Origin of the sequence: Kribbella sp. NPDC050124 (assembly GCF_044460355.1) — a bacterium.
Taxonomy (GTDB): Bacteria; Actinomycetota; Actinomycetes; order Propionibacteriales; family Kribbellaceae; genus Kribbella.
The window spans coordinates 805,043-824,702 of the sequence record NZ_JBITJU010000001.1 but is presented as its reverse complement, the minus strand read 5'-3'; the positions used below and the strand labels follow the sequence as shown (position 1 = coordinate 824,702).

Sequence of the window (19,660 nt, the reverse complement as noted above, 5' to 3'; positions counted from 1 at the left end):
CTCGGCCCGCCAGCGGACTATCGGACAGCGAAGGCCCGGAAGCCCTGTGAGAGCAGGGATTCCGGGCCTTTCGGTTGCCCTTGACAACTGTCAAGCAATTCGACTGCGGACGAAAGGCTTGGCGTCCGCGACGAGGTGGACTGGACTGGAGGGTGTGGGTCAGAACCAGCGATTGAGAACAGCGGCGACGCCGTCGTCCTGGACCGACTTGGTCACCTCGTCGGCGGCGGCCTTCACCTCGTCCGGCGCGGACCCCATCGCGATGCCGAGACCGGCGTACGTCAGCATCTCGATGTCGTTGCGTCCGTCACCGATCGCGACCAGTCCGGACCGGTCCAGGTCGTACTGTGCGAGCGCGACCTTCAGGCCGGTCGACTTGTCCACGCCTTCCGGTGCGATGTCCAGCCAGGCGGTCCAGCCGACGAAGTAGCTGACCCCGTGCAGGCCGAGGCGTTCCGCCAGGTGGACGAAGTCCGCCTCCGACTGCTCCGGGTCCCGGATGATCAACCGGGTCACGGGTTCCGGCGCGAGCTCGTCGTCGTTGACCACCCGGATCTGGGCGTCGTACCCGAGGTCGCCGTCCGGGAACGGCGCGGTGACCAGGTAGCTGCCGTCGTACTCCTCGACCGCCATCCGGGCGTTCGGCGCGTGCTGGCGCACGGACGCGATTACCGTGGTCGGGTCGAAGGTGCGCTCGTCCACCACCTGGCCGGCCGGGAACCGCATCGTCCGCGCACCGTTGCTACAGACAACCAACGCCCCGGCGGCCAGGCCGAGCCGCTCGGCGACCGGCCTGGTCGTTTGCCAGCCCCGGCCGGTGGCCAGGATCACGGGCACCTCGGCCGCGGTACGGCGTACTGCATCGACGACCGCCTCGGAGAGCAGTTCGTCGTGGTCCAGCAGGGTGCCGTCGATGTCCAGGGCAACGGCCGTCGGCCGCGGGGTGTCCGTCATCTGCCGACCGGTTCGAGGACCTCACGACCACCGACGTACGGACGCAGGGCGGTCGGCACCCGGACCGAGCCGTCGGCCAGCTGGTGCGTCTCCAGGATGGCGACGATCCAGCGGGTGGTGGCCAGCGTCCCGTTCAGCGTCGCGACCGGCCGGGTCTTGCCGTCGGCGTCGCGGTGCCGGATGTTCAGCCGGCGAGCCTGGAAGTCGGTGCAGTTCGACGTCGAGGTCAGCTCCCGGTACCGGCCCTGCGTCGGCACCCACGCCTCGCAGTCGAACTTCCGGTACGCCGAGATGCCGAGGTCACCGGTCGCGGTGTCGATCACCCGGTAGGACAGCTCCATCTTGTCGAGCATCTCCTTCTCCCAGTTGAGCAGCCGCAGATGCTCGGCGGCGGCATCCTCCAGGCTGCAGTAGGAGAACATCTCGACCTTGTCGAACTGGTGGACGCGGATGATCCCGCGGGTGTCCTTCCCGTGCGACCCGGCCTCCTTGCGGTAGCAGGACGACCAGCCGGCGTACCGGATCGGGCCGTTCGACAGGTCGAGGATCTCGTCCATGTGGTAGCCGGCCAGCGAGACCTCCGACGTCCCGACCAGGTAGAGGTCCGGGTCGGCGAGCCGGTAGACGTCGTCGTGCGCCGACAGGTAGCCGGTGCCGCCCATCACCTCGGGCTTGACCAGCGTCGGCGTGATCATCGGGGTGAAGCCGGCCTCGACCGCCTGCTGGATCGCCAGCTGGAGCATGCCGAGCTGCAGCAGCATGCCGGCGCCCTTGAGGAAGTAGAACCGCGAGCCGGAGATCTTCGCGCCGCGTTCCATGTCGATCGCGCCGAGCAACTCGCCCAGCTCGAGGTGGTCGCGCGGCTCGAAGCCCTCGGCCGCGAAGTCACGCGGCTTGCCGATCTCCTCGACCACCGTGTAGTCGTCCTCGCCGCCGACCGGCGCCTCGTCGGACACCAGGTTCGGCAGCGCGCGGGCCAGCTCGTCGAAGCGGCGCTCGGCGTCGCTCGCGGTGGCCTCGGTGGCCTTCACCTCGGCGGCCAGGGTCTTGGTCCGCTCCAGGAGGGCGGCCCGCTCGTCGCCCTTGGCCTGGGCGACCTGCTTGCCGAGCCCCTTCTGCTCGGCCCGCAGAGCCTCGAACGCGGAGATGGACGATCGACGCTCACTGTCGGCGACCAGGATCTGGTCGACCAGGTCCGTACTCTCGCCGCGCTTGGTCAGGGCCGCACGCACGACATCGGGGTTCTCACGGAGCAGTTTCGCGTCAATCACACGACGAGGGTATCGGGGCGTGTCAGTGCGGGCGAAGTCTATTCGGGATGATGTGGTTGACGCACTGTTACTCGAGGGGGCACCGAGCGGGCCATGAACCACCATCCACCCAGCCACCTCGGCCGTGCGTTCACGGTCGTGCTGGGTGCGCTGCCGTTCGTCGTGCTCACCCTCCTGGTCGCCAACCACTGGGCGCCGCTGGAGCGCTGGGACCAGTCCGTGTCCGCCCGCGCCGCGGCGTACGGCGTCACCCACCCGAACACGGTGGACTTCTGGCACGTGATCGGCTCCGTGTTCCTTCCCTGGGGCATGCGGGCGGTCATCGTGATCGTCGCGGCGTACCTCTGGCACCGCCGGGCCCGGCTGCTCACGATCTGGCTGCTGGTTTCGGCCGGAGCCGAGCTCGCTCTGGTGCACACGGTCAAGCACATCTTCGACCGTCCCCGGCCGACCCCGATGCTGGTCGATACCGAGGGCTGGTCGTTCGTCTCCGGCCACGCCGCCGCCGCGTTCGTGATGGCCGGCGCGCTGGGCGTCGTCCTGCCGTCGGTCCGGGGGTGGCGGCGCCGGTTTCGCCTGCTGGTGATGCTGCCGACGATCGCGGTGGTGTGGATCGCCTCGGCCGACCGGGTCGCGCTCAACGTGCACTACGTGTCCGACGTGCTCGGCGGCTGGGCGCTCGGGCTGGCGATCCTGACAGCGACGTCGATCGGGTTCGGGCTGCGACCCGGGTTGCGCCGGCGGCGGCGCCGTACCCCGTCCGAGGACGACGGTACGACGATCCCGCCGAAGGCCGCGGTGATCGTGAACCCGATCAAGGTGGGCGACGGGGTGGCGTTCCGGCGGAAGGTGACCCGGGCGCTGGCGGTCCGCGGGTTCGACGACCCGCTGTGGCTGGAGACGCGCGAGGACGATGCCGGGAACGCGATGGCCAAGCGAGCGATCGAGAACGAGTCGGACCTGGTGCTGGTGGCGGGCGGCGACGGGACGGTGCGGGTCGTCTGCGCGGCGCTGGCGCACACCGGGATCCCGGTCGGCGTGATCCCGGCGGGCACCGGCAACCTGCTGGCCCGGAACCTGCACATCCCGCTCGACCTGGACGACGCGCTGGAGCGGATCCTGGAGGGCCGGGACCGGCGGATCGACCTGGTCAAGGTGCACGGTGACGAACTGGACACCGACCGGTTCGCGGTGATGGCCGGGCTCGGGCTGGACGCGGCGATCATCTCCGACGCGCCGCCGCACCTGAAGCGGCAGATCGGCTGGACGGCGTACCTGGTGTCGGCGGCGAAGAACATCAACCACCCGTCGGTCCGGGTCCGGATCCAGCTCGACGAGGACCTGGTGATGGAGCGCCGGGTGCGGACGGTCGTGGTCGGCAACGTCGGCATGCTGCAGGCCAACATCCCGCTGCTCCCGGAGGCCCGTCCGGACGACGGGCTGCTCGACGTGGTGGTGATCGCGCCGCGACGGGTGACCCAGTGGCCGATCGTCGTCTGGCGGCTGATGACCCGGACGAACCGGACCGACATGTACCTGGAGCGGTTCACCGGGCGGAAGGTGGAGATCACCGCGGCGGTCGACGTCCAGCGGCAGCTCGACGGCGACCCGATCGGTCCTGGGCGCTCACTGACCGCGGAGATCGAGGCCGGCGCGCTGATCGCCCGGGTGCCCAGGCGCCGTTAGACGCCCTCTCAGCTCCCGACGGTCGGGCCGGCTTCCTTGCGGAGGGTCTCGATCGCTTCGTCCTCTTCAGGGGAGAGCTTCGCCTCGCTGGTGAACGCCCTGACCTCCTTGGCGTACGTACGGGCGTCCGTCCGGCTGTTGATCGACGTCAGCACGACACCGTCGCCGTTGTCGTCCAGCAGGGCCATCGACCACGACAGCTTGCCGCCGGTGTCACCGAAAGCGTCGTACCGGACCACCGCCAGGTGCTGCAGCGTCTCGCGGAGCTCACCGCGAGTCACCTCGATGTCCTTGCCCAGCTTCTTCAGCTCGGACCGGACCGTGCCCGGCTTGGCTCCCGGCTGCTGGGGCTGCTCGGGTTCAGGGCTGGGGGCTTCGGGCAGCCTGGCCGATCTGACTGCGCCGGACTGAGCCCGCAACGCCTGAATGGCGAACACCAGGGCGAGGACCGCCACGAACAATGCGGCGATCGCGAATGCAACGGCCAACGACGAAGACACGCACGGAAGCCTAAAGCATTCCTCGTCATACTTGAGTATTCAGGTGATTGCGGAGAGTGGTCGCTTGGTGATGCTTGGTGGACCACACGTCCGGGTGGTGTCAGCAGCAACGTAGATTCACGACGTGACACATTTGCCTGATCCCGGTCCACAGCCGGGCGTCCACGACCTCGGATACGCACGGCTCGACACCGACCGGCTGGAGCGCACCGGCGATGCCGAGGTGGTCTACGGCGCCGGCAAGACACCCGTCCAGGTGGTGGAACTACTGCGCACGCTGCATGCCACTCACCCGACTCACGCCGTACTGGCGACCCGTCTGACCGTGGAGGCGCAGGAGGCCGTTGCGGCCGCTCTGCCGACCGCGGTGATCGATCCGGTCGGCCGTACGGCGGTGCTCGGTGAGCCGCCCGTACGGCGTGGGACGGTGGCCGTCGTGGCGGCGGGTACGTCGGACGCGCCGGTGGCGGCCGAGGCGGTGACCACTGCTCGGGTCTTCGGGGCCGAAGTGGATGTGATCAACGACGTCGGCGTGGCCGGGCTGCACCGGGTGATGGGCGTCCGGGAGCGGTTGGACGCTGCGGACTGCTTGATCGTGGTCGCGGGCATGGAGGGGGCGCTGCCGAGTGTCATCGGCGGGCTGGTCGGCGTACCGCTGGTCGCCGTACCGACGTCGGTCGGGTACGGCGCTTCGTTCGGTGGTGTCGCGGCGTTGCTCGGGATGCTCAACTCGTGCGCGCCCGGGGTGACCGTGGTGAACATCGACAACGGCTTCGGGGCCGGCGTCTTCGCGGCCCGCGTGGCGCGTCGCTCGGCCCCACGCGAAACCAAGGAGAACCCGTGAGGATCGCCTGGATCGACTGCTCCGCCGGCGCCTCCGGCGACATGCTCCTAGGCGCATTCCTCGACGCCGGCGCCGACGCATCGTTCGTGAACTCAGCCGTCGCGGCCGTAGACCCGTCCTTGTCGGTCACCACCGAACGGACATCCCGCCACCAAATAGCCGCCACCAAAGCCACCGTCCGGGTAGAAGGCACCCCCCACCCCGAAACCATCCCCGAAGCCGGCCATGGGCACGGGCACGGGCACGGACACGCTGAGGCGGACTCGGTTCCCTCCCACTCCTCCGACCTCGACCCCTCCGGGGGACAGCAGTCGGTCGGGCATGCTCATCCGCCGACTCGGGCGTGGGCTGATGTGCGGGAGTTGCTCGAGCGGGCCGACCTGGTGGAGGCGGTCCGGACGCGTGCGTTGGATACGTTTGCGCGGTTGGCTCGGGCTGAGGCTTCGGCTCATGGGGTGGAGCCGGATGCGGTGCACTTTCATGAAGTGGGTGCGCTGGATGCGATTGCGGACATCGTGGGGGTCGCGGCGGCCTCAGTGTCGCTTGGGTTGGAGCGGGTGGTGGTGTCGACGATCGCGCTCGGTGGAGGGCGGCAGGTGCGCGGTCAACACGGTGGCATTCCGGTGCCCGGTCCCGCCGTACTGCATCTGCTCTCCGAGGCCGGTGCGCCGGTCGTCGGCGGCACCGCGCCGTACGAGATGACCACGCCGACCGGAGCCGCGCTGCTCGCGACGCTGGCCGACGAGTTCGGGATGATCCCGCCGATGCGGATCACCCGGACGGGCGTCGGCGCCGGCGGCCGCGATCCGGTCGAGGTGCCGAACGTCGTCCGCGTCGTCGTAGGCGAGACCACCGACCGCCCGGCCACCGAGCTCGTCTACGAGACCAATGTCGACGACCTCGACCCGCGCCTGTGGCCGCAGACGCTCGCCCGCCTGCTCGAGGCCGGGGCGGCCGACGCCTGGCTGACCCCGATCCTGATGAAGAAGGGCCGGCCCGCCCACACCCTCTCGGTCCTGGTCAGCGGCGTGAACGCCGACGCGGTCCGCCGCATGATCCTCACCGAGACGACCGCGATCGGACTCCGCGAGTTCCCGATCAGCAAGCACGCGGCGGACCGCGAGTTCACCACGGTCGAGGTCGACGGCCAGCGGATCAGCGTGAAGATCGCCCGGTACGACGGCAAGGTCGTCAACGTGCAGCCCGAGTACGACGACGTCGTGGCAGCCGCGGCCGAGCTGAAGCAGCCGGTCAAGGCCGTCCTCGCCCGAGCCGTCGCCGCCGCCGAACCGCTCTGGCGCTGAGCCCCAACGCCCGAGCTACGGCCGACCGGTGTAGGGAGGAGCGAAGAACACCAGCAGCGCCAGACCCTCGGTGATGTCGGTGAACTCATGCTCCTCGTCGGCCGGGACGAACAGCACGTCACCCGGCCCGACCGGGGTGGTCAGCCCCGGCGTCACCAACGTCGCCCGGCCGGCCGTCACGACGTAGATCTCGTCCTCGCGATGCGGCAACTGATCGTCCACACCGCCGGCCGGAATCGAGTAGGTCCCCACGGTCATCGACTCGTTGTTCAGGTGCACCACGAAGTCGTTCGGCTCGCGGCGCACGAAGTCGCCTGCCCCCACCAGTTTCTGCATCCGGTGAGACTAGTGCGCCTCAGCCTTCTCCGGCACGGCTTTCTGTCTGCGGCGGGGCCAGTCGTACGGCCACCACTGGGCGCCGCCGCGACGGGCCCAGACGATCAGGCCGATCAGGACCGCGAGCTCGATGGCCGGGCAGATCGTGTCGCGCAGGCGCGCGCTGAACCACTCCAGCGAGTCGGACAGGCTGGCCGCCACCTGGCGCGCGTTCGGATCTCGCCCGGGGACGTAGGCGATCGCGAGCATGGTGGTCCGGATGACCATCAGCCCGTCCACCTTCGACGCCGCGACCGCTGCCAGCGCGACCCAGGCGATCAGGTCGTACCAGGGCAGCGAGTACATCGCGGTCAGGATCCAGGCGATCGCGTAGATCGCGGTGTACCGGATCGCCGCCGGCGTCGGGTCGTCCGGATGCGACTGCGGCACCAGCGACTTCGGGAACACCTGGGACAGCAGGATCGCGACCACGATCAGGCCGACCCACGCGAGGATCGCCAGCACGGTCCGGACCAGCCCGTTCGGCAGGAACAACGTGAAGAAGCTCAGCAGCACCTTGTGCGGCGTGCCGGTCGAGATGAACGACGTCTGCGACCGGGCCTGCTGGAACGCCTGCAAGCCGACGAAGGCGTACAGACCGCCCATCGCCAGCGCACCGCCGCCGCAGAAGATCGCGGCCTTCCGCCGGTCCTTGTGCAGCGCCCACAGCATGGCCACACCGACCAGCCCGATCGACAGCTTGGTGCAGCCCGCGACGCCGATCAGGATGCCCGCCCAGAACACGTGCCGCCGGAACAGCCACAGCGCGATCACCGCGAACATCACCGCGATCGCGTCGTTGTGCGCACCGGCGAGAACCGTCCACAGGATCAACGGGTTGGCCAGCCCGAGCATCACCACGCGCCGACGGTTCGGCAGGTTGGGACCGACCAGCTTGAGCAGCACCAGACCGGTGACGATGAGGCTGATCGCGACGGACAGCTGCAGCATCCAGACCGTCAGCTGCGCCGAGTCGCCGCCGATCAGCGACGAGAGCCACTGCACCCAGGTCGCGATCGGGCCGTAGACGCTCTTCGCGCCCTGCCACGGCCGCTCGGTCGCCGCGATCACCGGGTCGTACCCGAGCCGGATCGTGTCCGCCGGGGAGATCGTGTACGGGTCGCCGCCGAGCGACATGATCCGGCCGTACGCCGCGTAGATCAGCACGTCGCCGGAGGCCATCGGCGGGACCAGCGTGATGGCCAGCGTCGTACCGATGCCTAGGGCAACCAAGCGGTCGACCCGTGGGGCCCAGCCGTGCTTGAGAGCCTTGGTCGCGAGGTAGACGCCGTACCCGCCGAGCAGGATGGCGACGTAGATCATCATCGTGACGAGCCAGTCGTTCGGCTTGCTGTCGAACCAGTACGACGGCAGCCACGAGTGGGGGTTGGTCAGGGTCAGCACGACCACGGACGGGCCGAGCAGGCCGACAGCCACGATGAGCGCCGTACAGGCCAGGTAGAGCGCGACCGCGCCGCGACCGTACCGCTGGGCGAGTCGGGGGTCGGCGCTGAGGTCAGTTGTGTCGGTGCTCATCGCGCGGGCTTCCGCGGGATCAGACTGCGCAGCGACGGACCTCCGGTCTCCGGGAGGGCGCTGCGAGCGGCGAGGGCACGACGGACGTGCAGGAACTGCCGGCCGCGGTGCAGCTGGCCGCGCAGGTCCGTGCCGGTTGCCCGGTGCTTGACGTCGATCGGCACCTCGAGGATGCGGAAGCCCTTGCGGCCGAGGTCGATGCTCAGCGCGGTCTCGACGCCGAAGCCGGCGGCGAGCGGTACGGCGGCGTCGAAGGCGACCCGGGTCAGGCAGCGCTGGCCGGAGAGCGGTTGCTCCGGCGCCCAGCCGGTCGCCTCCTCGATCCCGGCGCGCGCGAGCCGGACCACGAACCCGTGCCCGCCCGCTTTGGAACCGTCCGCCCGCAGTTGCGCCGGCAGCGTGCCGATCGTCATGTCCGCCTTGCCGGTCTGCACCGGCTCGATCAGCGGCGCCGCCGCGGTCGCGGAGTCGGTCAGGTCGGCGTCGAGGAACAGCAGGTGCCGCGCTCGCGCGCCGTCCCGCTCCGCGACCGCCGCCGCTCCGGTCTCCATTGCCGCCGCCTTCCCCCGGTTCCGCTCGTGCCGGACCACGACCGCGCCGGCGCGCTCGGCGGCCTCCGCCGTACCGTCCGCGGAGCCGTCGTCGACGACCACGACCAGGTCCACCCCGATGATCTTGTGCACCGCGTCCACCGTGGCCGCGATCCGCTCCGCTTCGTCCTTCGCCGGGATCACACAGGCGACGGCGCGCTCGAAGGGCTCGGAAGGCAGGTCATGACCGGACACAGCACCGCAGCCTAGTTCCTCCGCAGCCGATCGACCTCGTCAGTTCCGGGCGACTGTGGATATCTCGTTCTTTCGTACGACCTGTGGAAAACCCGGGAGGCCGGGGCGCCGATCACGGCATCTTCTCTGGTGAGAGTCCGCAGCCGGGCCGCCGAGGTTTGGCGGTTGAGGCACATTGTCGGACAATCAGACAGATTGAGCGGCATCCGGGCGCGGCTGCCGTAGCGTGGATTTGGGACGACCGGAGAAGGGACAGGCAGATGACCGAGACGCAGGGAGTCGGCAAGGCGTACGGCGTCGACAGCGAGGTCGGGCCGCTTCGGACAGTGATGCTGCACCGGCCGGGCAACGAGTTGCGCCGGCTCACTCCGCGGAACAACGACAAGCTGCTCTTCGACGGCATCCCCTGGGTCGGCCGCGCCCAGGAGGAGCACGACGCGTTCGCCCAGGCGTTGCGCGATCGCGACGTCGAGGTGCTTTACCTCGGCGAGCTGCTCACCGAGGCGCTGAGCGACCCCGAGGCTCGCTCGGTCGCGGTCACCGGCACCACCGAGGACCTCCGGCTCGGTGACACCCTGCGGGATTACCTCCGCTCGGCCCTCAGCGACCTCGATCCGGGGCGCCTGGCCGAGGCGCTGATGGCCGGCGTCCGGAACGACGAGGTTCGCGCAGGTGGTCTAGTCACGTCCTTGCTGGAGCACGAGGATTTCCTCATCGATCCGCTGCCCAACCTGCTGTTCACCCGGGACTCGAGTGTCTGGATCCGGGACTCGGTCGCGGTCACCTCGCTGGCGATGCCGGCGCGGGTTCGCGAGACCCAGTTGACCGAGCTGATCTACCGGTTCCATCCACGGTTCACCGGCGCGGGCAAGGTGTACGACCACCAGCTCGAACACGTCGAAGGCGGCGACGTTCTCGCGCTCGGTCCGGGCGTGCTGGCCGTCGGGGTCGGCGAGCGGACCACTCCTGCAGGAGTGGAGCGATTGGCGCGGCGCGTTTTCGCGAAGGGGCTGGTGCACACGGTGCTCGCCGTACCGATTGCGCAGCAGCGCGCGACCATGCATCTCGACACCGTCTGCACGATGGTCGACGTCGACGCCGTACTCATGTATCCCAACATGGCGGAGGAGATGCGGGCGCACGCGGTCACCACGGACGGGGACCAGTTGCACGTCGCGGAGCCCGAGCCGTTCCTGGTCGCGGCGGCGAAGGCGCTCGGCATCGACACGCTCCGGCGGATCGACACTGGTCTAGACCCCGTCACCGCCGAACGTGAGCAGTGGGACGACGGCAACAACACCCTCGCGCTCGCTCCACGGGTGTGTATCGCGTACGAGCGGACGGTGGAGACGAACGCGCGACTGGAGGAGTCCGGGATCGAGGTCATCCGCATCTCGGGGTCGGAGCTGGGCTCCGGTCGCGGTGGTCCCCGGTGCATGTCCTGCCCGGTTCTGCGCGCCCCACTCACGGCAGGCTGAGCGTGGCCGGAGGGGGTACTGGACTGACCCGGTAAGCCCTACGACACGCGGAGTGAAATCGGGGCTTGTGGCGGAAGTCCAATCTGAGTACTCTTCATGCCTAGGCCCAGGCCCTGTTGCTCCCCCGTCAGCAGGACTTGGGCCGTCCACGTTCCCCACTCGGTAGCAGGCACCAGCCTCCCCCGTGGGCACCACCAGCAGCTTCGTCACCGCCGACGAGCTGCAACCCCCGGCAGGTCCGACGACCGTCGGCAGGTTCTTTGGCAGCTGGCGGGCTTACGACCGCTGGCGGGTTTGAGGCGGCCGGCATCCCGGCCGCCGGCGGGTTCCTGCGCCGCTGGCGGGGTTTGTGGTCGCTCGCGGGTTGCAACCGGCTATCGGTGACACAACCCGCCAGCGGTGGGCCGGGGGCCCCGGGCGGTGGGGGTGGTTAGCGGATGGTTAGTTGGCGGCTGGAGAGGCCGGCTCGGGCGGCGCGTTGTTCGGTGGTGAGGGGGGCCTCGGTGGCTAGGGCCTTCTCGAGGGCTACGGCGAAGTCGGCGGCGGGCTTTTCGACGTCGGCGGCTTCGGTGTCGGCGGGGAGTTCCCAGACGGGGGCGAGTACGCCGAGGGCGCGGAAGGAGCCGATGAGGCGGCTGCCCTCGGTCAGGGCGGACGCGCCGGCGGCGTGCAAACGGGCGAGGGCGTCCAGCAGGGTGTCCTCGGTGTGCGGCATCACCCAGCGGAGGTAGCGTCGGTCGCCGATCTGCGTCCAGTACGCCGCGTCCACCGACTCGAGACGGACGGTCGGGGCCGCGGCGGCGTTCGCCCGCTCCAGGCCGGCGGCGACCTCACCGGTAGGGTCCTCGACGTTCTCGCCGATCCAGAAGTCGAAGCCCTCGTGCACCTTCACCTCGATCGGCTTCGAGGTGTCGATCAGGTCCTGCAGCCGCGGGCCGTCCTTCAGCAGGTCGCCCAGCTGGATCGGGTTGCCCGGCTCGGTCGTCAGCGCCGCGGTGATCGCGTGCCCGAGGTCGCGGCTCGGGTCGCCGGACGACGCGTGCGTCTGCAGGCCGATCCAGATCGACTCGTCGTCGCGCACCAGGCCCGGCATCGCCATCGGCAGCAGGGTGACCAGGTTGACCACCTTGCCGGCGTTCTCGCCGGTCAGCACGACCTCCGCCGTACCGGAGGGGACGATCTCCCGGAACGCGATCAGGTCACACTCGGCCGGCAGGCCCTCGAACGGCCGCACCACGAACGTGTCCGCCGCCTGCGCCCGCTCCCGGCCGTGGCACTGCTTGAAGCGCTTGCCCGACCCGCACGGGCAGGGCTCCCGCGGCCCGACATCGACCAGGTCGGCCGGATCCAGCGTGACGGTCGTCGTGTTCTTGGCGCGCTGCCGCGACTTCTTTCCCATACCCCGCAGTCTTGCAGCCCCGCACCCCCGACAGCCAACCCGCCGACCTGCACCCACGGCCGACCAGCGGTGCGGGCACCAGGCCCCGTCGCAGGTGATCGGTGCGTGCTGGAACCCGGCGAGCCGGACCCGACGAGGGTCAGCTGGGGATGACGGCGTGCACGGTGCGGTGGCTCGAGGTGGTGCGGACGTCCCAGCTGGAGGTGAGGATGTCGACGATGGCCAGCCCGCGGCCGCCGATCGACTCGGGGTGGGCGTCGCTGATCCGCTGTGGCTCGGTGTCACCGCAACCGTCGGTCACCTCGACGTGGATACCGGCCTTGTCGATCCACCAGGCCGCGCGGACCTCACCGGCGGGCAGTGGCGGTGCGTAGCGGATCGCGTTCGAGAGCAGTTCGGAGAGGACGAGCTGGGCGTCGTCACGGGCGGTTTCGGCGACCCGGAGGCGCTTGAGGTAGGCGGCCAGACGGCGACGGGCATCCGCTACCGCGGACACTTCATGCGGCAGTACGACGTCCATCACGCTCACGTCGGCAGGCAAGGTCGCAGAGGACAAGCAGGGTCTCCTCATCATCGGAACAGCCATTAGCACTTCTGCCCACGTTCCAGCCTGGGAAAACACCAGCGTGTATTCCGTTACATACCACCGGCGAAGATCACAGTTTTAGCCAAGAAACCGAGACGAAATCGACGGAATTGAACGTTGCAATAACACTTCGCATTCACCCCGCTACCCAGCCGCACCACGCGATCCTCACCCCTAGTGACCTACTTCCCAGCGAATCCATGACACAAACCCGACACATCACACGGCGAGTGTCACACTCCGTCGCCGCGTCGATGCCTTGAACAGTGCATTGGGCCCGGAGACAGGAAATGACCCGTCCTCGCCCCCGGCAGGGTGTTCAAGCCCCCGGGAGTTGTGCCGGCGATCAGGGGCGCGGGCGGCGTTTTGGGGGGAAGGTGTACGAGGGGAGCGGCGGCGTCGGGGGAACGGCGAGGGTCCGCAGTGCGGCCTCGGGTCGGTCGGTGATGATCGCGTCGACGCCGATGTCACGGCAGTGCCGGACGTCGGCGTCCGCGTTGACGGTCCAGACGTGGACCTGGTGGCCGTGCTTGTGGGCGCGGTCGACGTACTCCGGGTGCGCGGTCACGATCTCCAGGCTCGGGCCCGCGTAGGAGACTCCGATGGGTAGCGAGCCGTCGCGGAAGCGGAGTGGGACGCGGTCCATCAGCAGGACGGTCCGCAGGCTCGGCGCCATCGTGCGCAGCCGGCGCAGGGACAGCCACGAGAAGCTCATCACCCGGACCGGCGACTCGGTGCCGACCTTGGGATGCGCCCAGCCGTAGCGGTCGAGGGCCTCGATCAGGCGGCGCTCGACCAGACCGGCGTACCGGGTCGGGTGCTTGGTCTCGATCGCCAGCTCGACCGGGCGGCCGGCGTCGCGGACGGTGGACAGCAGCGTGTCCAGCGTCAGCACCTTCCGTACGTCGGGACTCGGCAGCTCGGCGTCCTCGTCGAGGTCGGCCCACGGGTTCTTCCAGGAACCCCAGTCGAACGCCTCCAGCTCCTCCAGGCTCATCGTGGACAGCACGCCACGGCCGTTGGACGTGCGCTCGATCCGGCGGTCGTGCACGCAGACCAGGTGTCCGTCGGAGGTGAGCCGGACGTCGCACTCGAGCCCGTCCGCCCCGGCCTCGACCGCCCGGCGGTACGCCGCCAGCGTGTGCTCGGGACTGATGTCACTCGCGCCGCGATGGGCCACCACGCTTGGGCGTCTCCCCATAGATCCAACTCTGTCACGCGCCCAAGTCGCCAAGTCACGCGGGCACGCCGATGGTGGAAAACGATTGCTCACCCGGGATCCAGGCAACCTCGGCGCTTGACGCAATGGCGAGGATGGGCGCATGGAGATGCGGGCGGTGGTGCTGGACGGTCCCGGCGAGCCGGAGGACATGCAGGTACGGCGGGTGCCCGTGCCGGACCCCGGTCCCGGCTGGGTGCGGATCAAGGTGGAGGCGTTCGGCCTGAACCGCTCGGAGTACCACCTTCGCGCCGGCCTTGCGACCAACGCCCGGTTCCCGATCATCCCCGGCATCGAGGCGACCGGAACCGTCGACGTGGCTCCCGGTGGCGAGTTCGAGCCCGGCCAGCAGGTGGTCGCGATGATGGGCGGGATGGGCCGCGAGCACGACGGCGGGTACGCCGAGTACACCGTCGTACCGGCCCCATCAGTCATCCCGGTCGACACCGACCTGGACTGGGCCGCGCTCGGCGCGTTGCCCGAGATGCTGCAGACGGCCCACGGCTCGCTGCACACCGGCCTCGCGATCGAGCCCGGTCAGACGCTGCTCATCCGCGGCGGTACGTCGTCCGTCGGAGTGGCAGCCGCGGCCATCGCGAAGGACCACGGCCTGACGGTCTTCTCGACGACCCGCAATCCGCAGCGGACCGGCGTACTCCGCGAGCTCGGCGTCGACCACCCGATCGTTGACGACGGCAACGTTGCCGCGAAGGTCCGGGAGATCGTGCCGGACGGGGTGAACGCGGCCCTCGAGCTGATCGGCACCAACGTCCTGCCAGACACGCTGAAGGCGACCGCGATCCACGGCACGGTGTGCTTCACTGGCATGCTCAGCGACCACTGGACGATCCCGGACTTCTACCCGATCGGCTACCTGCCCAACGGCGTCCGGTTGACGGCGTACGGCGGGGAGAGCAGTGACCTGCCCGCGGACGCGTTCCAGCGGTACGTCGATCTGGTGGCCAACGGCAAGCTTCCGATCCGGATCGACCGGGTGTTCGCGATGGACGAGATCGGCACGGCGCACCGCATCATGCAGGACGGCGCCGCGGTCGGAAAGCTGGTGGTCCGGGTCGGCCCTGCCACCTGACAGGACCGACCCGGGCCGGCTCAGGCGGTTGCCTCCTGCAACGAGGCGGTGCTGCGCCCGGCAGGCCGGGCGAGACCGTAGTGCTCGCGCAGCGTGGTGCCTTCGTACTCGGTGCGGAAGAGGCCACGACGCTGCAGGATCGGGACGACCTCGTCCACGAAGGCGGTCAGGCCGGACGGCAGCACGGCGGGCATGATGTTGAACCCGTCGGCCGCGTCCGCGTCGTACCACTCCTGGATCGCGTCCGCGACCTGTTCCGGCGTACCGCTGAAGGTTCGGTGGCCGCGGCCTCCGCCCAGCCGGCCGATCAGCTCGCGCACGGTCAGCTTCTCCCGCCGCGCCAGCGTGACGATCAGCGTGTAGCGGCTCTTCGCGCCCTCGATCTCGTCCTCGTCCGGCAGGTCGGCCGGCAACTGCTGGTCGAACGGGAGGTCTTCCGGCTTGACCCGCAGCGTCCGGGCCAGCTGCAGGCGCGCGTACTCGGGCCGGATCAGCTCGTCCAGCTCACGCTCGAGCCGCGACGCCTCCTCGACCGTCCCGCCGATCACCGGCACGATCCCCGGCAGGATCTTGATCGTGTCCGGGTCCCGTCCGAGAGCGGCCGTCCGCGCCTTCAGGTCGCGGTAGAAGTCCTGCGCGTCCGCCAGCGTCTGCTGCGCGGTGAAGACCGCCTCGGCGTACCGGGCGGCCAGCCCCTTCCCGTCCTCGGACGAACCGGCCTGGACGATCAGCGGGTGCCCTTGCGGCGACCGCGGCAGGTTGAGCGGACCGCGGACCTGGAAGTGCCGGCCGACGTGGTCGATCGGCACCACGCGGTCGTTCAGCGCCCAGACGCCGGCCTCCTTGTCGGCGATCGGGGCGTCGTCCTGCCAGGAGTCCCACAGCTTGTAGGCGACCTCGAGGAACTCCGCGGCCCGGTCGTACCGCTCGGCGTGCGCCGGCTGGTCGGCCAGGTTGAAGTTCTTCGCCGCCTCCGGGCCCGCCGTGGTGACCACGTTCCAGCCCGCGCGCCCGCCGCTCACGTGGTCCACGCTGGCGAACCGCCGGGCCAGGTTGAACGGCTCGTTGTACGTCGTCGACGCGGTGGCGATCAGCCCGATCCGCGAGGTCACGGCGGCGATCGCGGTGAGCAGCACCGTCGGCTCCAGCGAGCCCGCCGGACGGCGTCCGACGTCCCCGAACAGGACGGGTGAGTCGGCGAAGAAGATCGAGTCGAGCTTCCCGCGCTCGGCGATCTGTGCCAGCTGCTGGTAGTGCGCCACCGAGGTGTTCGCGAACGGGTTGCTCTCCGGCAGCCGCCAGGACGCCTCGTGGTGCCCGGTGCTCATCAGGAACGCGTTCAGGTGCAGGTGCTTGCTCACAACGAAACCCCCAGTGCATCCAGAAGTCGGGTCCGAACGGCGGCGAACCCCGGGTCGGACGGGCTGCGCGGGGTGCTCAACGAGATCTGCTCGGAAGCGACGATCTTTCCTTCGTCGAGCACGATCACCCGGTCGGCCAGCACGATCGCTTCGTCGACGTCGTGCGTGACCAGCAGTACGGCGGGCTGGTGCGCAGCGCACAGCTTCCGTAGCAGCACGTGCATCTTCAACCGGGTCAGCGCGTCCAGCGCGCCGAACGGCTCGTCCGCGAGCAGCAACTCCGGCTCGCGCACCAGCGACCGCGCCAACGCGACCCGCTGCTGCTCACCGCCGGACAACTCGTTCGGCCACGCCTTCTCACGTCCGGACAGCCCGACCTCCGCGAGGCTCTCCCGACCGCGGTCGTCGGCGGCGCCCAGCCCGAGTACGACGTTGTCCAGCACCCGTGCCCACGGCAACAACCGCGAGTCCTGGAAGACCACGGACACGTTCGTGGGTACGACGAGCTCACCGGACCCGTCGACGCCCGAGTCCAGCCCGGCCAGGGCCCGCAGCAGCGTGCTCTTGCCGGATCCGCTCTTCCCGAGCAGCGCCACGAACTCGCCAGGCGCGATGTCCAAGTCGACACCGTCCAGGACAGCGCGATCGTCGTACCGCCGTACCAGGTCCCGGACCTGGACGGCAGCGGTCAGGAGTCCAGGGTTCGGCGCCATGAGAGGGCCTTTCTTTGGATGAGGCGGACGGTGCCGTCGGACAGCAGGCCGAGGATGCCGTAGAGGACCAGGCCGACGATGATGATGTCGGTCTGCCCGTACGTGCGGGCCAGTTCCATCATGTAACCGATACCGCTGGTGGAGTTGATCTGCTCGACGACGACCAGCGACAGCCACGCACCGGTGACGGCGAACCGCAGTCCGAGCAGGAACCCGGGCAGCGCGCCCGGCAGCACCACCCGGCGGATGAAGTCCCACTGCGACAACCCGACCGTCTGGGCGAGCTCGACGTACCGGGCGTCGATCGTGCGCAGGCCGTTGTGGGTGTGGATGTAGATCGGCACGAAGACGCCGAGCAGGATGGTGACGATCTTCATCGACTCGCCGATGCCGAGCCAGAGGATCAGCAGCGGCAGCAGGGCCAGCGACGGGATCGCCCGCTTGACCTGGATCGGCCCGTCCAGGACCGCCTCGCCGAGCCGGGAAAGACCGGAGATCAGCGCGAGTACGACGCCTAGCACGATGCCGAGGCCGAGACCGACGAACGCCCGCTGGGTGGAGGTCCACAGGTTCGTCTGCAGCCGCCCGTCCGCGATCAGGTCGCCGGCGGTGGTGACCACGGTCCAGGGCGCCGACAGCACCCGTGGGTCCAGTGCGCCGGTGGCCGAGCCGATGCTCCAGATCACCAGCAGCAGGATGGGTCCGAGGACGGCACCGCCCTTGATCTGCTTCCCCGGTCCGAGCCGGCGACGTCGTACGACGGGAGCCCCGGTCACCTCCTTCGTGCGCAGGCCGGGCAGCGTGGTGGCACTCATTTGGCGGCTCCCTTGATCGCGTCGGCGGCGACGGTCTGGAAGCGCAGGTCGTACAGGTCCTTCGCCTGGATCACCGGGTTGCCGGTCTCCTTGGCGAGCAACTCGATCGTCTCCTGCTGACGCTGGATCGCGTCACTCCAGTCGGCGCTGATGTCCGGGTGACCGGCGTTCTCGACCAGCCACTGGCCGTCGGCCTCGGTCAGGCCCTGGTCCTTCACGTAGTACCCCGCGATCCACTCCTTGGGGTGCTTGTCGATCCACTCCTGGGCGACACCCCAGGCAGCGACGTACGCGCGGATCGCGGCCGCCTTGGCCGGGTCCTCGAGCGACTCGGTCGCCACGTACAGGTGACCGGCGTCGTCGCGCAGCCCGTGCTGGATCGTGGTCGCACCGTCCTTGCCGTACTTGGTCAGGTAGCGCTTGATCTGGACACCGCCGATCGGCGCGACCTCGACCTGCTTGCCGGCCAGCGCCTGCGAGTACACGTCACCGGTGCTGGGCAGCTCGACCAGCTTGACGTCCTCCTTGGTCAGCCCGGCCTTCTTCAGCACCTTGAGGACGAGCGCGCCCTGCGCCTGTCCGGGGCTGTAGGCGATCTTCTTGCCGCGCAGGTCCTCGAGAGTCTTGACCGTCGTGCCCGGAGCGATGCCGAGCTGGTAGATCGGGTGCGCGAGCGCGTCCTGGCGGAACTTGGAGGCGACGATCTTGACGTGCAGACCGGTCCAGGTCGCATGGATCGGCGGGATCTCCGCGACCGAGCCGACGTCGAGCGCCTTGGCCCGGAACGCCTCGGTGGTCTGCGGACCACCGCTGAGGTTGGCGAACTGGACGAACGTCGACACCTTGTCGATCTGGCCGGACAGCTCGAGCGCCTTCTGGGTGGTTGGATCGCCGACGACGATCTTGGCGCCGTCCGGGACGGTGGTCGGCAGCGCGGCGTCGAGGGCGAGCTTTGCGGAGCCGCCACCTCCGGCCTCGGCGTCACCGCCGCAACCGGCGACCAGTGCGAGGGTGGCGGCTGCTGCGGTGAGTACGGCGAACGTGCGGAACCTAGGCATGATGGGCAGCGGCTTTCGAGTGAGGGGTGGCGGTGGCGTAGCGGCCGTCGTGGTACAGCAACGGATCGTGCTCACGCCGTTCGGAGTGGGTGGTCAGGCGGGCGACGACCAGGTAGTGGTCGCCGACGGCGAACCGGTGCTCGACCTGGGCGCGCAGGAAGCTGGGCGCCTCGTCCAGCACCGGCTCGCCGGTGCGCAGCCGGGACCAGCGGGTCGGCTCGGCGAACCGGTCGATGCCACTGGTGGCGAACCGGCCGGCGATGGAATGCTGGTCGGCGGACAGGAAGTTGATCACCAGGCTGTCGGCCTTGCTGACGGTCGGCCAGCTGGACGCGCTGGTGGCGATGGCGAACGAGACGAGCGGTGGCAGCAGGCTGACCGAGACCAGTGAGGTGGCGGTGAATCCGGCCGGCCCGTGGCCGGCGTCCGCCGTGATCACCACGACGCCGGCGGCGTGGCGACGGAAGACGGACCGGTAGACGTCGGCGTCGACGGTCCGTTCCTCCAGGCGGTCGGGAACTACGGCCAGGGCAGGACGGTTCAAGGCAGGTACAGACATGTCTCTCCCTCGGAACGGGGCAGGGACGACCGGCAACGGCCGGACGGGGTGTGGAGGCGGCTTCAGACAGGCCTCGTACGGCGGGGGTCCGCCGGGACAACGGGTGACAGGGTCACCGACAGGTGGC

The 19,660-nt window shown here is 69.6% G+C and carries 19 protein-coding genes; 5 read left to right on the top strand and 14 right to left on the bottom strand.

Annotated elements, in window-relative coordinates; all coding sequences use genetic code 11:
* Positions 1 to 159: 159 nt before the first annotated feature.
* Both ACIBL3_RS04080 and serS read right to left on the bottom strand, forming a co-directional pair.
* On the bottom strand, positions 160 to 954 hold the full coding sequence (locus tag ACIBL3_RS04080; protein ID WP_396351682.1) for an HAD family hydrolase: 795 nt from the start codon (positions 952 to 954) through the stop codon (positions 160 to 162).
* On the bottom strand, positions 951 to 2,225 hold the full coding sequence (gene serS, locus ACIBL3_RS04075) for a serine--tRNA ligase (protein WP_396351681.1): 1,275 nt from the start codon (positions 2,223 to 2,225) through the stop codon (positions 951 to 953). The genes ACIBL3_RS04080 and serS overlap by 4 nt, the downstream gene beginning before the upstream one ends.
* A 93-nt stretch (positions 2,226 to 2,318) precedes the next feature.
* On the opposite strand from serS, the gene ACIBL3_RS04070 reads away from it, so the two are divergent.
* Complete coding sequence (locus ACIBL3_RS04070) at positions 2,319 to 3,911, top strand: diacylglycerol kinase family protein (protein WP_396351680.1); 1,593 nt, start codon at positions 2,319 to 2,321, stop codon at positions 3,909 to 3,911.
* Positions 3,912 to 3,919: 8 nt separating this feature from the next.
* Here the strand turns inward: ACIBL3_RS04070 and ACIBL3_RS04065 are convergent, their stop codons facing one another.
* A complete protein-coding gene (locus ACIBL3_RS04065) occupies positions 3,920 to 4,411 on the bottom strand; it encodes a DUF4446 family protein (protein WP_396351679.1) in 492 nt (163 codons plus the stop codon).
* 124 nt (positions 4,412 to 4,535) lie between these two features.
* Here ACIBL3_RS04065 and larB point away from each other — a divergent pair, with 124 nt between their 5' ends.
* Entirely contained in the window at positions 4,536 to 5,255 is a 720-nt protein-coding gene (gene larB / locus ACIBL3_RS04060) for a nickel pincer cofactor biosynthesis protein LarB (protein WP_396351678.1), read from the top strand.
* Positions 5,252 to 6,559, top strand: a complete 1,308-nt coding sequence (gene larC, locus ACIBL3_RS04055) for a nickel pincer cofactor biosynthesis protein LarC (RefSeq protein ID WP_396351677.1) — start codon at positions 5,252 to 5,254, stop codon at positions 6,557 to 6,559. The genes larB and larC overlap by 4 nt, the downstream gene beginning before the upstream one ends.
* 15 nt (positions 6,560 to 6,574) lie before the next feature.
* Here the strand turns inward: larC and ACIBL3_RS04050 are convergent, their stop codons facing one another.
* Genes ACIBL3_RS04050 through ACIBL3_RS04040 form a run of 3 tightly spaced genes read right to left on the bottom strand, consistent with a single transcriptional unit; the run spans position 6,575 to position 9,255 of the window.
* Entirely contained in the window at positions 6,575 to 6,895 is a 321-nt protein-coding gene (locus ACIBL3_RS04050) for a cupin domain-containing protein (protein WP_396351676.1), read from the bottom strand.
* Between the two features lie 9 nt (positions 6,896 to 6,904).
* Positions 6,905 to 8,470 carry a glycosyltransferase 87 family protein gene (locus ACIBL3_RS04045; protein WP_396351675.1) on the bottom strand — a complete coding sequence of 522 codons (1,566 nt, stop codon included), beginning with the start codon at positions 8,468 to 8,470 and terminating at the stop codon, positions 6,905 to 6,907.
* Positions 8,467 to 9,255, bottom strand: coding sequence for a glycosyltransferase (locus tag ACIBL3_RS04040; protein WP_396351674.1), 789 nt, complete (start codon positions 9,253 to 9,255; stop codon positions 8,467 to 8,469). The genes ACIBL3_RS04045 and ACIBL3_RS04040 overlap by 4 nt, the downstream gene beginning before the upstream one ends.
* Positions 9,256 to 9,515: 260 nt before the next feature.
* Between ACIBL3_RS04040 and ACIBL3_RS04035 the strand changes: the two genes are divergently transcribed.
* Positions 9,516 to 10,733, top strand: a complete 1,218-nt coding sequence (locus tag ACIBL3_RS04035; RefSeq protein WP_396351673.1) for an arginine deiminase — start codon at positions 9,516 to 9,518, stop codon at positions 10,731 to 10,733.
* Between the two features lie 430 nt (positions 10,734 to 11,163).
* Here the strand turns inward: ACIBL3_RS04035 and ACIBL3_RS04030 are convergent, their stop codons facing one another.
* The 3 genes from ACIBL3_RS04030 to ACIBL3_RS04020 all read right to left on the bottom strand — a co-directional run bounded on the left by ACIBL3_RS04030 (position 11,164) and on the right by ACIBL3_RS04020 (position 13,919).
* A complete protein-coding gene (locus ACIBL3_RS04030) occupies positions 11,164 to 12,132 on the bottom strand; it encodes a DUF5926 family protein (protein ID WP_396351672.1) in 969 nt (322 codons plus the stop codon).
* Between the two features lie 139 nt (positions 12,133 to 12,271).
* Entirely contained in the window at positions 12,272 to 12,688 is a 417-nt protein-coding gene (locus ACIBL3_RS04025) for an ATP-binding protein (RefSeq protein WP_396351671.1), read from the bottom strand.
* 376 nt (positions 12,689 to 13,064) lie between these two features.
* Entirely contained in the window at positions 13,065 to 13,919 is an 855-nt protein-coding gene (locus tag ACIBL3_RS04020; protein ID WP_396351670.1) for a glycerophosphodiester phosphodiesterase, read from the bottom strand.
* 121 nt (positions 13,920 to 14,040) lie between these two features.
* On the opposite strand from ACIBL3_RS04020, the gene ACIBL3_RS04015 reads away from it, so the two are divergent.
* On the top strand, positions 14,041 to 15,027 hold the full coding sequence (locus ACIBL3_RS04015) for a zinc-binding dehydrogenase (protein WP_396351669.1): 987 nt from the start codon (positions 14,041 to 14,043) through the stop codon (positions 15,025 to 15,027).
* A gap of 20 nt (positions 15,028 to 15,047) precedes the next feature.
* Here ACIBL3_RS04015 and ACIBL3_RS04010 read toward each other — a convergent pair whose 3' ends face one another.
* The 5 genes from ACIBL3_RS04010 to ACIBL3_RS03990 are packed head-to-tail and all read right to left on the bottom strand — an operon-like array spanning position 15,048 to position 19,533.
* Positions 15,048 to 16,388, bottom strand: coding sequence for an LLM class flavin-dependent oxidoreductase (locus ACIBL3_RS04010; RefSeq protein WP_396351668.1), 1,341 nt, complete (start codon positions 16,386 to 16,388; stop codon positions 15,048 to 15,050).
* Positions 16,385 to 17,101 carry an ABC transporter ATP-binding protein gene (locus tag ACIBL3_RS04005; RefSeq protein ID WP_396351667.1) on the bottom strand — a complete coding sequence of 239 codons (717 nt, stop codon included), beginning with the start codon at positions 17,099 to 17,101 and terminating at the stop codon, positions 16,385 to 16,387. Before ACIBL3_RS04005 ends, ACIBL3_RS04010 begins: the two co-directional genes overlap by 4 nt.
* Positions 17,077 to 17,916 carry an ABC transporter permease gene (locus tag ACIBL3_RS04000; RefSeq protein WP_396351666.1) on the bottom strand — a complete coding sequence of 280 codons (840 nt, stop codon included), beginning with the start codon at positions 17,914 to 17,916 and terminating at the stop codon, positions 17,077 to 17,079. Before ACIBL3_RS04000 ends, ACIBL3_RS04005 begins: the two co-directional genes overlap by 25 nt.
* The gene (locus tag ACIBL3_RS03995; protein ID WP_396351665.1) at positions 17,913 to 18,974 is read right to left on the bottom strand and encodes an ABC transporter substrate-binding protein; all 1,062 of its coding nucleotides are present in this window, start codon (positions 18,972 to 18,974) and stop codon (positions 17,913 to 17,915) included. Before ACIBL3_RS03995 ends, ACIBL3_RS04000 begins: the two co-directional genes overlap by 4 nt.
* Positions 18,967 to 19,533, bottom strand: a complete 567-nt coding sequence (locus tag ACIBL3_RS03990; protein ID WP_396351664.1) for a flavin reductase family protein — start codon at positions 19,531 to 19,533, stop codon at positions 18,967 to 18,969. Before ACIBL3_RS03990 ends, ACIBL3_RS03995 begins: the two co-directional genes overlap by 8 nt.
* Between the last annotated feature and the right edge of the window lie 127 nt (positions 19,534 to 19,660).

Excerpts from the sequence above, each read along its gene's own strand:
- ACIBL3_RS03990 (WP_396351664.1), bottom strand. The coding sequence starts at position 19,533 with ATGTCTGTACCTGCCTTGAACCGTCCTGCCCTGGCCGTAGTTCCCGAC.
- ACIBL3_RS04015 (WP_396351669.1), top strand. The coding sequence starts at position 14,041 with ATGGAGATGCGGGCGGTGGTGCTGGACGGTCCCGGCGAGCCGGAGGAC.
- ACIBL3_RS04000 (WP_396351666.1), bottom strand. The coding sequence starts at position 17,916 with ATGAGTGCCACCACGCTGCCCGGCCTGCGCACGAAGGAGGTGACCGGG.
- ACIBL3_RS04070 (WP_396351680.1), top strand. The coding sequence starts at position 2,319 with ATGAACCACCATCCACCCAGCCACCTCGGCCGTGCGTTCACGGTCGTG.
- ACIBL3_RS04050 (WP_396351676.1), bottom strand. The coding sequence starts at position 6,895 with ATGCAGAAACTGGTGGGGGCAGGCGACTTCGTGCGCCGCGAGCCGAAC.
- ACIBL3_RS04045 (WP_396351675.1), bottom strand. The coding sequence starts at position 8,470 with ATGAGCACCGACACAACTGACCTCAGCGCCGACCCCCGACTCGCCCAG.
- ACIBL3_RS04080 (WP_396351682.1), bottom strand. The coding sequence starts at position 954 with ATGACGGACACCCCGCGGCCGACGGCCGTTGCCCTGGACATCGACGGC.
- ACIBL3_RS04005 (WP_396351667.1), bottom strand. The coding sequence starts at position 17,101 with ATGGCGCCGAACCCTGGACTCCTGACCGCTGCCGTCCAGGTCCGGGAC.
- ACIBL3_RS04035 (WP_396351673.1), top strand. The coding sequence starts at position 9,516 with ATGACCGAGACGCAGGGAGTCGGCAAGGCGTACGGCGTCGACAGCGAG.
- ACIBL3_RS03995 (WP_396351665.1), bottom strand. The coding sequence starts at position 18,974 with ATGCCTAGGTTCCGCACGTTCGCCGTACTCACCGCAGCAGCCGCCACC.
- ACIBL3_RS04030 (WP_396351672.1), bottom strand. The coding sequence starts at position 12,132 with ATGGGAAAGAAGTCGCGGCAGCGCGCCAAGAACACGACGACCGTCACG.
- ACIBL3_RS04020 (WP_396351670.1), bottom strand. The coding sequence starts at position 13,919 with ATGGGGAGACGCCCAAGCGTGGTGGCCCATCGCGGCGCGAGTGACATC.